The 15,116-nt window shown below is 49.0% G+C and carries 19 protein-coding genes; 15 read left to right on the top strand and 4 right to left on the bottom strand.

Annotation, left to right across the window (positions count from 1 at the left end; genetic code table 11):
• Nucleotides 1-50: 50 nt before the first annotated feature.
• Nucleotides 51-488, bottom strand: a complete 438-nt coding sequence (locus HZS79_RS09765) for a hypothetical protein (protein WP_179927756.1) — start codon at nucleotides 486-488, stop codon at nucleotides 51-53.
• A gap of 207 nt (nucleotides 489-695) precedes the next feature.
• On the opposite strand from HZS79_RS09765, the gene HZS79_RS09760 reads away from it, so the two are divergent.
• On the top strand, nucleotides 696-1,214 hold the full coding sequence (locus tag HZS79_RS09760) for a GNAT family N-acetyltransferase (RefSeq protein WP_179927755.1): 519 nt from the start codon (nucleotides 696-698) through the stop codon (nucleotides 1,212-1,214).
• On the opposite strand, the gene HZS79_RS09755 is transcribed toward HZS79_RS09760, so the two are convergent.
• Nucleotides 1,209-2,096, bottom strand: coding sequence for a LysR family transcriptional regulator (locus HZS79_RS09755; protein WP_179927754.1), 888 nt, complete (start codon nucleotides 2,094-2,096; stop codon nucleotides 1,209-1,211). The two genes, HZS79_RS09760 and HZS79_RS09755, sit on opposite strands and share 6 nt — an antisense overlap.
• A gap of 144 nt (nucleotides 2,097-2,240) precedes the next feature.
• On the opposite strand from HZS79_RS09755, the gene HZS79_RS09750 reads away from it, so the two are divergent.
• Nucleotides 2,241-3,434, top strand: a complete 1,194-nt coding sequence (locus HZS79_RS09750; RefSeq protein WP_179927753.1) for an MFS transporter — start codon at nucleotides 2,241-2,243, stop codon at nucleotides 3,432-3,434.
• A gap of 234 nt (nucleotides 3,435-3,668) precedes the next feature.
• Nucleotides 3,669-5,282 (top strand): ABC-F family ATP-binding cassette domain-containing protein, encoded by a 1,614-nt coding sequence (locus HZS79_RS09745; RefSeq protein WP_179927752.1) that lies wholly within the window; start codon nucleotides 3,669-3,671, stop codon nucleotides 5,280-5,282.
• Between the two features lie 67 nt (nucleotides 5,283-5,349).
• Here the strand turns inward: HZS79_RS09745 and HZS79_RS09740 are convergent, their stop codons facing one another.
• Nucleotides 5,350-5,652, bottom strand: a complete 303-nt coding sequence (locus HZS79_RS09740) for a helix-turn-helix domain-containing protein (RefSeq protein WP_095603867.1) — start codon at nucleotides 5,650-5,652, stop codon at nucleotides 5,350-5,352.
• A gap of 10 nt (nucleotides 5,653-5,662) precedes the next feature.
• Entirely contained in the window at nucleotides 5,663-6,007 is a 345-nt protein-coding gene (locus HZS79_RS09735; protein ID WP_095603866.1) for a type II toxin-antitoxin system RelE/ParE family toxin, read from the bottom strand.
• 294 nt (nucleotides 6,008-6,301) lie between these two features.
• Between HZS79_RS09735 and HZS79_RS09730 the strand changes: the two genes are divergently transcribed.
• From HZS79_RS09730 to HZS79_RS09680, 12 genes are all read left to right on the top strand, one after another.
• Nucleotides 6,302-6,637: a zinc ribbon domain-containing protein YjdM gene (locus HZS79_RS09730; protein ID WP_038477126.1), complete on the top strand. Its 336-nt coding sequence runs from the start codon at nucleotides 6,302-6,304 to the stop codon at nucleotides 6,635-6,637.
• 168 nt (nucleotides 6,638-6,805) lie between these two features.
• The gene (locus tag HZS79_RS09725; RefSeq protein WP_179927751.1) at nucleotides 6,806-7,228 is read left to right on the top strand and encodes a GNAT family N-acetyltransferase; all 423 of its coding nucleotides are present in this window, start codon (nucleotides 6,806-6,808) and stop codon (nucleotides 7,226-7,228) included.
• Nucleotides 7,229-7,333: 105 nt separating this feature from the next.
• Nucleotides 7,334-7,915: a class I SAM-dependent methyltransferase gene (locus HZS79_RS09720; protein ID WP_179927750.1), complete on the top strand. Its 582-nt coding sequence runs from the start codon at nucleotides 7,334-7,336 to the stop codon at nucleotides 7,913-7,915.
• Between the two features lie 228 nt (nucleotides 7,916-8,143).
• A complete protein-coding gene (locus HZS79_RS09715; protein WP_179927749.1) occupies nucleotides 8,144-8,770 on the top strand; it encodes a LysE family translocator in 627 nt (208 codons plus the stop codon).
• A gap of 216 nt (nucleotides 8,771-8,986) precedes the next feature.
• Nucleotides 8,987-9,310 carry a DUF427 domain-containing protein gene (locus HZS79_RS09710; protein ID WP_179927748.1) on the top strand — a complete coding sequence of 108 codons (324 nt, stop codon included), beginning with the start codon at nucleotides 8,987-8,989 and terminating at the stop codon, nucleotides 9,308-9,310.
• Nucleotides 9,311-9,757: 447 nt separating this feature from the next.
• The gene (locus tag HZS79_RS09705) at nucleotides 9,758-10,543 is read left to right on the top strand and encodes a hypothetical protein (RefSeq protein ID WP_179927747.1); all 786 of its coding nucleotides are present in this window, start codon (nucleotides 9,758-9,760) and stop codon (nucleotides 10,541-10,543) included.
• A 50-nt stretch (nucleotides 10,544-10,593) separates the two neighbouring features.
• Nucleotides 10,594-11,061, top strand: a complete 468-nt coding sequence (locus HZS79_RS09700) for a hypothetical protein (protein WP_179927746.1) — start codon at nucleotides 10,594-10,596, stop codon at nucleotides 11,059-11,061.
• A 260-nt stretch (nucleotides 11,062-11,321) separates the two neighbouring features.
• Nucleotides 11,322-11,816, top strand: coding sequence for a hypothetical protein (locus tag HZS79_RS09695; RefSeq protein WP_179927745.1), 495 nt, complete (start codon nucleotides 11,322-11,324; stop codon nucleotides 11,814-11,816).
• 59 nt (nucleotides 11,817-11,875) lie between these two features.
• The gene (locus tag HZS79_RS09690; RefSeq protein ID WP_179927744.1) at nucleotides 11,876-12,487 is read left to right on the top strand and encodes a HEPN domain-containing protein; all 612 of its coding nucleotides are present in this window, start codon (nucleotides 11,876-11,878) and stop codon (nucleotides 12,485-12,487) included.
• A gap of 141 nt (nucleotides 12,488-12,628) precedes the next feature.
• Nucleotides 12,629-13,672, top strand: coding sequence for a transposase (locus HZS79_RS16830; RefSeq protein WP_246311448.1), 1,044 nt, complete (start codon nucleotides 12,629-12,631; stop codon nucleotides 13,670-13,672).
• A gap of 178 nt (nucleotides 13,673-13,850) precedes the next feature.
• Entirely contained in the window at nucleotides 13,851-14,261 is a 411-nt protein-coding gene (locus HZS79_RS16825) for a transposase (RefSeq protein ID WP_246311447.1), read from the top strand.
• A 192-nt stretch (nucleotides 14,262-14,453) separates the two neighbouring features.
• Nucleotides 14,454-14,933, top strand: a complete 480-nt coding sequence (locus HZS79_RS09680; protein ID WP_179927743.1) for a GNAT family N-acetyltransferase — start codon at nucleotides 14,454-14,456, stop codon at nucleotides 14,931-14,933.
• Nucleotides 14,934-15,116 lie beyond the last annotated feature (183 nt).

Raw genomic sequence — 15,116 nt, 5'->3', positions numbered from 1 at the left:
CGGAACTCGACTCGTTACCGGTAGCTTGGCTATGGCGCATTTTTCGGTGTTTAATCAGTTTCCAGGGCGATGGCGTGAAGCTGGTCGAATGAGCTTAGTGACTTCATTTCTTCTAATTTTTGATTAGCGCATTCATCATAAACGGCCATCGCGCCGTCGTAATAGTGTTCCTCTGATGCAAATACGCTAGCGATAGTTTCCACAGACCTTGGGTCACTTGAAAACATACTTAGCAGCTCTTCTTCCGACTTATGTTGCTCATCTTTGAGTTGGCCAATATGAAAATAGAAGATGCTATCCAGGTGGCAAACACGAATTTTATTGTATAAGGCAGAAAGCGATATTCTGGAAAAGAGCGCGATATGCCGCATAGCCTCAGCTTCTGTATATAGCTCTTCATCAGCAGCCCAAGCAGTTTGCTGATTAATCACCGGCATCGAAGTGGTCAGGAGGGTAAGGTTGAATAGAACTAAACGAAGGAATTGCATTCGTAATGCCTTATGTGTATTAACGTAAGAGTACCATCCTACCATTAATTTTCATGTGGTTGCTTTCAAAGCAAAAGGATTGCTTGTGTGGGCTAGTTCTCGCTAAAAAAGCTGGGTATCAGGATTGGGAGAGACCTTTCCCTAAAGTGAACAAGTGTGTCAACGGTGCTGGTTTACCGCTAGGTGTCATGCAATCAGGAGGAAGGTGTGTATACAGTAGAAAGAGCAACGTTTCCCGCTGACTTAAATGCTGTACTTGATTTGTATCGAGAATATATAGCGAACACGTCAGTTGACCTTGCTTTTCAAGGTAATGATGAAGAATTTAATAGCTTATCTGAAAAGTATAGCTCGGATGAGTCAAAGATATTTTTAGCAACAATTAATAAGATACCGGTGGGGTGTGCTGCATTTCGCAAGGTGAACGATAATACCTGCGAAATGAAGCGGGTTTATGTTCGTCCAACTGCTCGTGGAAGTAAGTTGGGCGCTAGGTTGGTAGAGCGAATATTGCAGGAAGCCATCAGCAGTGGGTATAAGAAAATATGCCTTGATGTACTACCTGAGTTCGAAACGGCCTTGGCGCTATACCAGTCATATGGGTTCGTTCCACACACACCCGTGACGAATAACCCTGTCCCAGGAACCCAATTTTTGGGATTGGATCTGGAATGGTATAACCACGCATCTTCTGAGCCTAAAACGCGCTACGCCCCAAGCTCATGAGGAATGGGTCTCAACAAGACGTTTGAGCTGCTCACTCAAAGGGTTGCCTACTTTGCGGGCTAGCAGTAGCGGCTGGGAAGAGCCTTCATCGGCAAGCGGTATGGCAATCAGGCTGTGAGCCATCGACGCGGCGCTGGCAGGCAGAATCGTGATACCAATGCCGGCGTCTACAAAGCACAGCATACTTCCGATATCAGGCACTTCTAATGCATGGCCGAGAGGAACCCCCGCTTTATCGGCCAGTGTTTCCAGTTGGCGTCGTAGGAATGTCCTTTGGGTAGCTGGCTGGAGTAAGAGCCGCTCGCTGGCTATTTCGCTAAAATTGATGGAAGACCTTGCCTGCAGCCGATGGCCTGGGGGGAGAAGCACGAACAGCGGTTCATCTCCCAACCTGGAAACCGATAAACCCGTTAGAGCGTTCTCGTCCAGGTCGGCTCGTAGTACCGCAGCGTCAAGCTTACCCGCTTTCAGCGAGGCGATATGCAAGAGGGCATTCCCTTCGCACAGCTGCAGTTCGAGCAGTGGGCGATCGGCGAGCAGTTTAGCTAGGGCAGAGGTGAGGGTTTTGGAGAAGATCGCACTGGCCGAATAACCAATGCGCAGCGTGCCGACTTCACCATGAGCCGCTTGCCTTGCAACGCTGACACTTCGCTGCGCAGCTCTCAGTATTTCCAGGCTCTCACCAAGAAAGGCCTCGCCTGCTTTGGTGAGATGGACGCCTCGGGTATTGCGCTCGAACAGCTTCACACCCACCGTCTCTTCCAGTGCTTTGATGCTCTGGCTCAGCGGTGGCTGGGTAATATGCAATCGCTCGGCAGCGCGCCTGAAGTTAAGTTCCTCAGCAACGGCAACAAAATGCTTTATCTGCTTAAGCTCGACCATTTCGTAGCTCCTCACTTGAGCACAACATACGCTGATTTCGGACGCAGTGCTCTGTCGCATCACGTATCACTGAGATACCGAATCCGACCTTCATTCTAACCCTGCCTACACGTATGGTGAGGCCTACCTAAACGGGGGTAAGCCATGCGTACGGCCTTAATGATCGGATCGCTCGGCGCTTTTTTTAATTTGTACCAGCTTCAGGCGCTGTTTCCAGCGTTAGTAGAGCGGTTCGGAACAACGGCCACTGGCGCTGGCTGGTTAACGATGGCGTCGCTGCTAGGAATGATGATAACCGCGCCAATAACGGGTGCTGTAACAAAACGCGCCAACCCATCGACCTTATTGATAGCTGGCTTTCTCACATTGGCTGCGATTAATGCTTCGATTGCATTTACCACTCGCCAAGATGTGCTTTTTGCAATGCGGCTCGGCCAGGGCATTGTCATTCCCTCTCTATTAACCGCAACAATGAATCTGGTTTCTCAGCACCCCAGGAGCTTCGTGCCTCTGTACGTGACCGGAACCATTGTTGGCAGTACGCTCAGCCGGTTTTATCCCGCTTGGTCAGTTGATGCCATTGGTTGGAAGCTGGGATTCTTAAGCTCCGCATGCCTGATGGTGCTGGCTGCGGTGGCGATTTGTCTTCTTCCGAAAGCGACTCTTCCGAGAACTACTCTTCCGGAAACAACTCTTCTGAAAACTGCGGGTGCCGGACCAACGCAGTGTGCGGAAAGGCATCAAACGCCGGTGACATATATAAGGCGCGCGCTTACTGACAATACGCTGCTTATTGCCTATCTCGCTGGTTTTGCTCTTCTTTTCACGCAAAGCGCTGTGTTTACCGCGCTTGGTTTATGGCTTTCTCAAGAACCCTATCATTGGGATTCACAGCAGATCGGCACGATCTATCTAGCATGTCTGCCAGCGCTTTTTTTCGTACTCACTTCCAGCGTATTGAGGCGCTACCTCAGTGAAATAGCGATTGCCATATTACTGATGGCGTTGATCTGGGGATCGCTGTGGCTGATTAGCGCAATGCACATGTCTATTCCGGTGGGCGTTGCACTATTTGCCATAGGAACCTATATGTTCCAAACAGTGACGACCCAGTTATTAAGCAGCTCGCGCCGCGTACCCGCTGGTGTTGCTGCGGGCATATACCTCACTTGCTACTATTTAGGCGGCGCAATGGGCGCAAGCCTTGCGGCGTATGCCTTTGCGATATGGGCCTGGAGCGGGGTAGTTGCCTGTATAGCGATAACCCAGGTATTCATCTTTTGCCTGATAATGGGAGGCCGATATTGTCGAAGGAGCGGTAAGCGAAAATCCCCCTAACACCTCATAGCTAGCGAGTGTTATTTGTATTATTGTTTATGCCTTCCCACGTTTAGCAGAGGTATTTGTCCAATGAACCATTGATGCCGCCGTTGCAATAACGGCCAGTCTCCACCAGCCCCCAGTAGCAAGGATAGTCCTTGGCATAGTTCTTGGAATAGTTCTAGGGATGGTCCTTGGAATAGTTCTTGGGAGGGGGTCTAGAGAGAGTTCTTGGCATCGTTGGAATCACACATGACAAATACCTATCTCACCTTAAAAGGTGTTTCCTACGTTCTGTCGGATGGCAGAACGCTTTTCACTGACCTTTACGAGCAGTTCGATAACCGCCCAACCGGGTTGGTGGGGCGTAATGGTGTCGGCAAAACAGTCCTAGCCCAAATCCTCGCGGGTCTATTGCAGCCAACCACTGGCGAGTGCCAGCGCCCCGATAGCGTCCATTACCTTGCCCAGCAGATAGCACAGCCGAAGGGTGCTTGTGTCGCTGATCTTGCCGGTGTTCGAACAACGCTGGATGCGCTAGCCCGCATTGAGGCGGGCAGCACAGCGCCTGAGGATTTTGAGGCAGTTGATGATCGCTGGGACATGTCCCAGCGATTTCGCCATGAACTCGAACGCAATGGCCTGGGCTATCTTGAGGCCAGCACACCAGCGAACACATTGAGCGGCGGTGAAGCCATGCGCGTGGCCTTAATGGGCGCCATGCTCTCGGAGGCGGATTGCCTGATTCTTGATGAGCCAAGCAACCATCTCGACCGACCAAATCGGCAGGCGCTTATCGAACAGCTGCAGCGCTGGCCGCGTGGGCTGATTGTGGTTAGCCATGACCGACAACTACTGGAAGCCATGGAGCGTATCGTGGAACTGTCGCCCGTAGGGCTGCACAGCTACGGCGGCAACTATACGTTCTATGCCCAAGCGAAAGCGCATGAACAGCAGGCTGCCCTTGATCAGCTCAGCCAGCGAAAGCTCGAACGCCAACGCGAAGAGCGAACGATGCGCAAGCAGCGTGAACGTCAGGAGAAACGCCAGGCTCGCGGCAATCGGCTGGGCAAGGAAGCCAACCAGGCCAAGATCCTGTTAGACCGCCAGAAAGAGCGCAGCGAAACCTCGGCGGGCGCGCTGCGCCAAAAGCAGGTGACCAGTCAGGCGCAGCTAAATCAACGTGTGCGTGACGCCGCAAAGCAGGTTGAAAACGAGCGACAAATCAACCTGCATGAAATACCTATTACTCAGGCCGCCAAGCGCTGTTTGGCTGAGTTAGAAAGGGTTGAGCTACCGTTCGTCATGGGAGCCACTCGGCACATTAATCTAATGCTGAAAGGGCAGCAGCGACTAGGCATTGTCGGGCCGAATGGCTGTGGTAAATCTACGCTGCTCCGCGTGCTGGCGGGCCAGATTGAGCCCTTATCAGGAACCTACAACATTACGCCTGAAAGCGCCTATCTTGACCAGCAACTGGGGAATCTAGACCCAGCAAAGACGCTACTCGAACAGCTGCAACGGGCCAACCGAACCGCGAGTGAAGGAGACCTACGCATGCGGTTAGCCCAGTTAGGCCTAGGCGCGCAAAAAATCACCACACCCAGTGGATTGCTAAGCGGTGGTGAGCGCCTGAAAGGAGCGCTGGCCTGCATCCTTTATGCCGACTCCCCACCGCAACTATTGCTACTGGACGAGCCAAATAACCACCTTGATTTGCCTTCAGCACAAGCACTGGAAACCATGCTGCGCAGTTACCAAGGCGCGTTAGTGGTGGTATCCCACGACGATGCCTTTCTGGAAAACCTAGCGCTAACAGACCGCCTGCTAGCAACCGAACAAGGTTGGCACCTGGAGCCGGTTTGATCTAAGTATTCGAGGTGTGATGCATTACTAAAAAACGGCGTAAGTCTAAACAGCTTGTTGGGGACAGCTATACAGGGAAGCCATGATGACTTCCATCGGGAAGTTCTATATCGACACGGACTCGGCCGCCTAGCGCTTCGACGTAGCGTTTGAGTGAACTAAGGCGCATATCCTGGCCAACTTTCTCAAGTCCTGCGACGGTGGGTTGTTTTACTCCCATCGCAATAGCTATGTCTGCTTGGGTTTTCTCCGCTAGCTGACGAATTTCGGCAAGCCTGATCTCGAATAACATATCGTTGGCTTTCGCCTCGGCTGCCGCAACGATCTCTGGCTTTTCTCTTGCTAACAAGTCTTCCAGTTTACGTGCCATGGTTACCACCTCACTTTAGTGTTTCCAGGTGAGCCGTATATTCTTTATCGGCGACTGGAATCATCTCATTATAGAAGCGCTTGTCATTTCCACCTTTATCGCCTGCGCATAGCAAGATGCCTGTGCGACGTGGGTCAAACGCAAAAAATACTCTAATAGGACGTCCCTGGCACTGAACACGCAATTCCTTCATGTTGGAATGCTGCGAGCCATTTACAGTGTCAGCGTGCGGCCTTGAAAGCATCGGGCCTCGTTCACGTAGAAGAAGTACAGAAGCCAGAACGTTCTCACGTTCAATTTCTTCCAATGAGAAGAACCACGCTTCAAATGTGTCTGTTTGCTCGATAGACCACATGGAGACCTCTTTTTTATAGGTTTTATCCTATATAGGCTATGCCCTATTATCAAGAGATTTTCTAAAACTAGGAAGAGGGCAAAACAGCTAATCAAATTATGCCTATCTTCAGGTAGCCAACCCATCATCCCCAACTATAAAAACGCCCTGTAGGAGGTGGCTTTAGCCCGCGACGATTCAAACACTGAGCCATCAACAGGCACCGCTTCCCAGTGAACCTGCCTGGATGCATTCGCCAAAGCTGCAAAGGCTCAGTATCATAAGCAGCCAACCAAATCACAGAAGTCACCTTCCATGTCATGCCCACCTTGCCCCAATTGCCAATCTGAATTCGTCTACCAGGATCAAAGCCTGTTCATCTGCCCGGAATGCGCCCACGAATGGAACCCCTCCGAGGTTGAAGCGGAAGACACCGTCACGGTGAAAGATGCCAATGGCACCCTGCTTGCTGAAGGCGATAAGGTAACGCTAATCAAAGACCTCAAGGTCAAAGGCAGCTCAATCGTGCTTAAGATTGGCACCAAGGCGGTTATCAAGCGGCTTAAGGAAGGCAAAGACCACCAGCTCGACTGCAAGGTTGATGGCGCTGGCGACATGATGGTCACCGCCCAGTTTGTGAAAAAAGCATGAATAAATAGATGGCAATTTGTGTTAGCACAAAGCGTTCATAATAATTGTTTTTATTGGAAATTAAGATATTGGAGAGGGCATTAACTAGGCTGCATGTGGTTGATCCATATGCTGGCGTACTCACCCCACCATAGAACGTACCATCCAATATCTGTTAGGAGATTTATAGTGATCTCATATCAACCAACTACTGATTTTGCGAAGTCAGCAGAGATGACATACGACAATATGCGTTCGTACTATGAGCATTACTCTGTTGATTGGGATCAAGCCAGAATATTGGAACAGATTCTAAAGCTGAAAAACTGGGACATTTTGCTGAATGGTGAAATGGTTGGTGTAATTCGCCTAGAATTCGACCATGAGAGCTGTTATTTACGAGATCTTCAAGTTCGTGACAAATTTCAAAATAAAGGCATTGGTGCATCTGCCCTGGACGAGTCTTTAAGGCTGGCGAGAGAGTCCGAGGCAATACAGCTCCGGCTAAGGGCGTTTAAAATTAGTCCAGCGCATCATCTTTATAAGCGGCTTGGTTTCAGAGTGGTTGCAGAAGACGATAGGTTTTTCTGCATGGCTAAAGAGCTCTCCTAACACCCTGTTTAAGAAGAATTTCAAACATTTGGTATTTTTAGTTAAAGCTGGCATTAGGGGTTGTGCGTTTTCAGCCTCACAGCAGTGTGTTAAGTAGGTAATAGCATGGTCTTAGAAGGCTGGGATAGAGTCGCCAACCAAGTTAACTTTAACCTGGAAATAGATAGGGAACGATTCTGTAGCTTAGTCGATTTGCAGGCCAAAGTGCTTGATGTTGGGTGTGGTTATGGCCGAATCGTTAAGGAGTTAACTGAGAGCGGATACACCAATGTGATCGGTATAGACCCGTCTTCTATGATGGTTGAGCGCGGGCTCAAAATATTCCCAGAGCTTTCTCTATTGCATTCATCTACGGCAACACTGCCCTTTGATGACTGTTCGTTCGATGCGGTCGTGGTTTGTGCGGTTTTTACGTGCATTCCTTCATTGGTGGAGCGTGTCGAAGTAGTTGCGGAGATTATGCGTGTATTGAAGCCAGGAGGGCTCCTTCACATTGCTGAGTTCTGTTCAGAAGAAGAGGCGGTTTTTACGGCAGGTCTAGGCATACCTATGTGTTACAGCAGGCCCGAGGAGCTGCGAGAGCTATTTGGTGGCTTTCAGTATTGTTACGATGAGGTTGTTAGCGCAAGTACCATGAGCGGCAAGGATGTGCAAAGCTACCGTGCCTTTGTCCAAAAAAACACTTAACAAGGTCAGTCTCGACGATGGTAGCTTCAATAGATCAAGACTAATGGTTGTGTAGCGCGTGGTAAGCCTCCGGCGCACCCGCGAGGAGGGCTGCAACAGGCTATATACTCAATGGAGTTCTCTACTATATAACTAAACGAACCTAACCTAACAATACCGTTCCTAACCACCACCTGAGCAGGAAGTCCCGCTGGCGATGACGTTCGGTTACAGGTAGAAGGAGATGACATGTTTCCACTAGAGGTGTTGGCTACATATACACTGGCATGTTTGCTGTTAGTGATTTCCCCTGGGCCAGATAACATGCTGGCGATAGGACGAGGCTTAAGCCAAGGCAGATTGGCCGCAACCGTTTCTGGTTTATCGTCTGGAATGGGAATTCTATTTCACGTGCTAGCGGCGACATTTGGGCTGACTCTTCTAATTCAAACGTCCGAGCTAGCCTTCTATGTGGTCAAGATTATTGGTGCGGGCTATCTCATTTGGTTAGGCGTTAAAGTCCTTCGCTCTCGAAATCTATTTTCCTTAGAGCCTGCAAAAAGACAGTCTTTAAAAACCGTATTTTCAACGGGCTTCCTTTCAGCGGCACTCAACCCTAAGCCGGGTATGTTTGTGCTCGCGTTTGTCCCTCAATTCGTAAATCCTAATCTGGGCTCTGTGACCTGGCAAATGATTGGCTATGGGGTTTGGTTTGCGGTTTTAACAGCGGCAGGTTTCAGCCTTATGGGCGTGTTTTCATCTAGGTTATCAGAATGGCTGAGAAACAAACCTAAATTGGTTTCCGGGTTAAATATTGGAGCAGGCGTTACGTTTGTATCGTCGGGTCTGGCTGTGGCGTTCATGAAGCAGAGGTAAAAAGCGCGCTTCATGGAACCATCACAAGCTCCACTACTAGCGGGATGAGCGGATCTGAATCAGTCACTGGCCGCTGAGGTATAGAGAAAATCGCAAAAACCTGCCCGAGGTCATTTCCGTAGCCTAAAGTGTTATGGGGCAAGCGTAGGACTCAACGGATTTAACTGCTAAGCTAATTTTACTAGAGCGAAAAAAAGCGCCGCAGGAAACAACCTAATGCAAAATGCCCCACGCATTGAGCTTCACCCTATTAGCCAACGCGTGCAGGCGCATGTTGATGGCACGTTAATCGCCGACTCCACCAATACGCTTGAACTCCGCGAACGCGGCTACCCGCCACGCCACTACTTCCCACGCGAAGACGTGCGGATGGATTTACTCAGCGTTTCAGAAACCACCACATTTTGCCCGTTTAAAGAGCATACGGTGACTTTATCGCTGGGTGAGGTTCAGGATATTGCTTGGAGTTATGAGCATCCAATTGAAGGTATGGAAGCTATTGAGGGAAGGGTGGCGTTTTATAAGGAATTGAGCGAATGACTCTTTTCGACCCTGGGCTGACATTCTCTAAAACCATATATTTACAGAGCGCACAGCTCACAATGAACGCTTTTCTGATGGCGGTTATGATACGAGTGCGCATATTCCTGGGAAAATGTGCTGTAAGTTTTGGTAAAACAATAGTTTATAAAAAGGCGTTGTATGCTTATGTGCCATTTTGAAAAAATGATCATAAAGTTAGCGCGCATGCGAATTTTTCTAACGAGGCTTACGAGAAAAAATAGTATTCAACCCTTTTCGGTCAGTAAGTTAGGTGCCTGTTGGCAGGGTGCGGCTTGCCAGAAAAACGCGCATGCGCATAAATAAAACTGTTAAATTCTAAAGGAGATAGCCATTACATCAATAGTGTGTTGGAGAAACCAAGAAGAGTCCGATGCAATCTGGGCCGTTGGTGATTCTCGAGTGACCGGTAATAGTGGCAGTGTCATGACAGACAACTGCCCGAAGTTGTTTAAGATTGATGTTAACGCTTTTGTACAAGATGACTACCTAAAAATCAGCCCGATCAGATTGCTAAGCATAGGTTTAGGGTTCTCTGGTAGCACCCTTATCGGTACGAACGTAAAAGAGATGTTGAGCACGTTTCTCGGAAGTCTTAATGAAGTCCCTTTTACGGATGCCCCAGACTATCCGTTTGACCAGCGGATACCGACTTTAAGGGAAATAGCAGAGCTAGCAAAGAAGATCGGCGAAAGGTATATAAAAAGTTTAGGCCAATATTATCCGGGAAGTGCAAGATGTGAAATATCCCTGTTCGGTTACTGCAGAAGATCGGGACTATTGAGTGCATACAAACTCTCGAACTCACCAGAAAAACCAAAGACCATAGTGATAGAAGAAGCCGATATATCTAATGGCGCATTTTTGATAATCGGAGACCGAAAAAGCGAAATATCTGATTTGATCGAAAAGAAAAGATCGAAGTTCGAAGAGGCCTCACTGAACTGGTGGAGATCGCCATTTATAACGCTTGCCAACATTGTACGGAATGAACAAATATCAACAGTTGGTGGATACTTACAATTCTGCATTTCATCTCATGTGGACACAAGAATGTTTTTCGTAACTCCTTCCGAATCTTCTGAGGCAAGTATCGTCGGCTTTGACATATTCACTGATATTGGCATGGTTGGTGGGTTCATGCCGGGAATAAACGCAGGCATGTTGATGCCGGGTGAAGATGGCTGGAATTTAACAAAAGGGTCCAGGTGACGCCGTGGGCGCACCGGACCCTAGGCGTTATGAGCTACGGGAGGCCGTGGATGGAACATGAGATTAGTCCAAACTACAAGCACGATAAGCTCGACGATCCCACGCATGAGGATTTAGTAGATGTCGTTGAGGATACGTGGAGGCATTATGTTTTCGCGCCGGTCCATGTGTTACTGGACCAGCCGCATGGTGATATTGCCGCAATGACCTTGCTTTCGTCATACTTTGAGGCGATTTGGAGCTATGTATCAGGAGAGAGTAGCGAGGGTAAGTCCAGAGTGTTTTTTAAAAATGGTTTTTGCGAGGTATTCAAGGCGGATGGCGAATCTTGCGAAATTGCTGCGAGAGCTATCTACAAAAATCTTCGGTGCGGTGTGGCACACGCGGGCCTTCCCAATCATAAAGTCAGCTATAGTCGTGAAGGCATTTTACCTTACATATCCGAAAAAATCGGATGGGTCGCTGGATACATCAGTTCCCCCTCGTTCAATCGTTGCCAACCCCATACGCATGTTTGATGGTGTGAAACAGCATTTTCAAGCACTTATGGTGAAACTGAGAATGGCTGACGATCAGGCCCTAGTTGAAGCCTTCGGTAAGTCAGTTAGGCGCCTTTGGGGGATCGGGGCAGAAGAAAATATTATTGGCATGACGGAGGAGGAGTTTCTTGGTCGCTCATAACCAGTGGCAGCAGTTGGAACGTTTTTTCCGCTCCTGCGTCGCTCCAAAACGTCTGCTGTGCCAAGCGTTATGCACTTAATGGAGGCATTCAGAGTAGATGATGCTAAAGATTGAGCCAGACTGGGTTTCGGCAGCAGCTACGTTCTTTGCTGGAATCGCCACAATTGCGGCTGCGTTGACTGCTATTTTCGCATATAGACTGCAGCGAGCTATGGCTAAGAGCAGGCAGCAACTTTTGAAGGGAGAAAACCTGCTGAAAAACATTCAGTCGTTGATTGCCACTTTTGCGGATATTCATGCAACGGCCAAACAAGACTGGTCTCCAGACAGAACAGAAAAGCTTCGCTTGCTCTCAGAAGATATTCGCTATACCGAGACTGTTATAAAATCGTTGAATCTCGGCATAGGTGCCAAGATCGAAGAGTGGCGGATTTCTTCAGATAGTCAAGGGGATAGTATCCCCCGAATTGTGGATTATATTCTTGGTGGGGCTGGCGCAATCATCGGAGATAGTTATGACAACTTCCTATTCTCAAAGGCGTCAGAACTCAGAATAATTCAGGACGAAATGTTCAAAGAGATAGGTGCATAACCATGCAATGCACGCGACAGGCGCGTGCATTTTGGCGTTAGCGGCGTAAGGAGATATCCATGTACTCAGACAAAGGTGGATTTTCAAATGATCCATTTGGTTATAGTGCTCTGGCATGGCATAAATGGGGTATGCTTGCCACCGCGAATGGCTTAGAAATAGATATCACCAAACCGCCAACGGTGGAAGATCTAAAAAATCCAGTTCTCTGGTTAAGCCACGCTAATGCACTAAGCGAAGCAGCTGTTTGCTTAGCACGGAGTTCCCAGACCTTTGAAAGTATGCCTCCAAGTATTCGTACTATATGTCACAGTCAATATCATGCTGTTGTACTAATGTTGGTTGGCTATAGTCTTGAGGTTTGCTTGAAAGCCATGATCTTAATGCGGCTTGGAGTTGAGGAGTTTACAAGACAGGAAAAGAAACACTTCCACCACCAGTTAGATGATTTAGCTCAGTTTATTTCCAACTTAAGTGAGAAAGAACTAGCGATATTGAAGGGGCTTACTCATTTTGTACGTTGGGCTGGTCGCTATCCTGATCCAGGATCACGGCGAGTGAAGGATGCCGAAGAAGTATTTGAGATCTCCGAAGCGTATGAGATAAGCGCTAAAGATCTTTTTGAGTTATCCACAAAAGTGATGAAGCATGTTAACACTGTCGTCGATTAGGGCCGCTAACAAATTACTGCACCGGAAAAATTACTCGCTGCGCTCCCAATTTTCCGGTGAGTTAGGCGTTGAGCCTGTAGAAAAACTCCGCTGACGGCTAAGTTTTGGTAGGATTGAGGAAACAGACGAGGAGTGGTCAGCATGCCGCGCTTCAAAGCTTATAACTACGACCAGAACGCTATGGTGGTGATCAACTACCAAGATCAGCTCCATCCAGGCACCTTTGAACACGCTGTGCACTACCTGATCGAGCACAAGCTCGACTTGTCCGTTTTCCATCCCCAGTACCGCAACGACGCGACCGGTCGGCTGGCCTATGATCCGGCCATCCTGTTGAAGATCATCCTGTTTGCCTACTCTAAAGGCATCACCTCCAGTCGTGAAATGCAGTGGTGCTGCGAGACCAATATTATTTTTAAAGCTCTTTCCTGCGATACCGTTCCCCACTTCACCACACTGGCCAGCTTCGTCAGTCGCCATGCCGATGAGATTGAAGCGCTGTTCGAACAAGTGCTGCTGGTGTGCTACGAACAAGGCTTGCTGGGTAACGAACTCTTTGCCATTGACGGCTGCAAGATGTCCTCCGATGCCTCCAAAGAGTGGTCGGGCACGTTCAAAGAATTGGGCGAGAAACGTGAGAAACTGAGAGGCCTGATTCGGCATCACCTACTAGAGCACTACGCGCGTGATGAAGCCGAAACGGAAGCCGATCTGGATCGGGATATCCGACGGACCAAGACGATTCTCTCGCTAGATGCTGCCATGAACAAAGTGGATTGCTTCCTAAAGACGCACAGCCCAAGGATGGGCCGGGGGAAGCGAATCAAGGAAGTGAAGAGCAATCTGACCGATAACGAAAGTGCCAAGAAGGCAGGTTTTTTGCTCCTGCAAAACCTGCATTCCCCACATCCCTGTGGGTCAACGACAAGCAAGGGCACGATCCAGGGCTATAACGGTGTAGCCACGGTGGATAAGAAACATCAGATCGTCATTGACGCTCAGGCCTTTGGCGAAGGCCAAGAACAAGAACATCACACCCTGAGGCCAGTTCTGGAGAAGGTTGAAGCGCGCTTTAAAAGGCTGGGCATCGCTGAGAACATCTACCAAAAAGGCACCGTCGTCACTGCCGATACCGGTTTCGCGAATGAAGCCAATATGAAGTACCTTCACGAGCGACGGATATAATGGCTATATCCCTGATAATCAGTTCCGCAGCCGAGACCCGAAATTCACCGACCAGAAAAACAAATACGGCAAGCGCCACCAGAATTTACCAGATAAAGGCTGGCGAGAGACGACACCCGCCAGCGCGTTTCAGTTTGACCCAGTAGAGCTGACGTGTATCTGCCCAACGGGCGAAAAGTTGACCTATAGAGAGCAACGGGAAACCGATAATGGCCAGATCCGGGTACACTTCGAAGGGCGTTTGCTGCAATGTCGGCATTGCCCAAAGAAATACAGCTGTATGCAGAACCCGAGTTCTGCCGACCATCGCAACGGCGCAGGTCGACAAGTGTCTTTTATTATCGAGAACAAACGCTTACCCAATTATACTGACTGGATGAAGCACCGAGTCGATAGCCCCAAGGGCAAAGAAATTTACAGCCATCGTATGTCAGTCGTGGAGCCCGTCTTCGGCAACATTGGCACAACGAAAAGACTGAACCGCTTCAGCCTTCGGGGTAAGAAAAAAGTGCAAGGCCAGTGGCAGCTATACTGCTTGGTACACAATATTGAGAAGTTGGCGAATTACGGCCATTTGGCCGCCTCATGAAGGGCTTAGAGCGTGGTAAGTTGCTTTTTAAGAGCAAAAGGCCGTCTTCGACAAGCTTTAGTTGGGTGCCCAAGTGGCTAAATGCCGATACTAAGATGACTCAGCCAGATGACCGGCTGGGTACATGAATAAGGACAACAGGCGGTGGAGACGGCTCGAAATCGGGTTTTTCTACAGCCTCGTTAAATGCCTATGAAAATTATTGAGTATGACGGAAAGCACCGAGAATCAGCTATTGAGCTGATGTGTTTACTACAGGAACATGAGCGCCGATTAAGCAGCGATCGGCCACCGTCCAATGAGATTTCAGCGGGCCAACTCGACTATTTAGTGGCTGCAGTTGGGAACTCAATAGGAAAAATATTTCTCGCTATTGAGTCAGCTCAGGCTGTTGGTCTGATCGTAGTATTCCGTGACAATGAACATCCGGGCACGCAGCACGTATATCCAGAATATCTCCAGTACGGCCTAATTACAGACTTTGTTGTGGCAGAGTCTCATCGTGGCTCAAGCGTCGCTTCTGAGCTTTTACAGCACGCAGAGGATTTCTGCCATTCCCATGGATTATCCATCGTTAAACTATCGGTGCTACACACAAACGCAGTTGCTCGTAGCTTTTATGAGAAAAAAGGTTATCTGCCCTATGAAATGGTATACCGAAAGGTCATTTAACCAAGCGCTTTTGCCGGACAATTTCTCCACCGCTTCGCAGCTCCAAGCCGGCGCGTGAGCCGGGCGTTGAGCCTGTAGAAAAACTCCGCTGACGGCTAAGTTTTGGTAGGATTGAGGAAACAGACGAGGAGTGGTCAGCATGCCGCGCTTCAAAGCTTATAACTACGACCAGAACGCTATGGT

This window comes from Vreelandella zhaodongensis, assembly GCF_013415115.1.
Taxonomy (GTDB): domain Bacteria; phylum Pseudomonadota; class Gammaproteobacteria; order Pseudomonadales; family Halomonadaceae; genus Vreelandella; species Vreelandella zhaodongensis.
The sequence above is the reverse complement of the archived record's forward strand: the minus strand, read 5'-3'. Positions and strand labels throughout refer to the sequence as shown.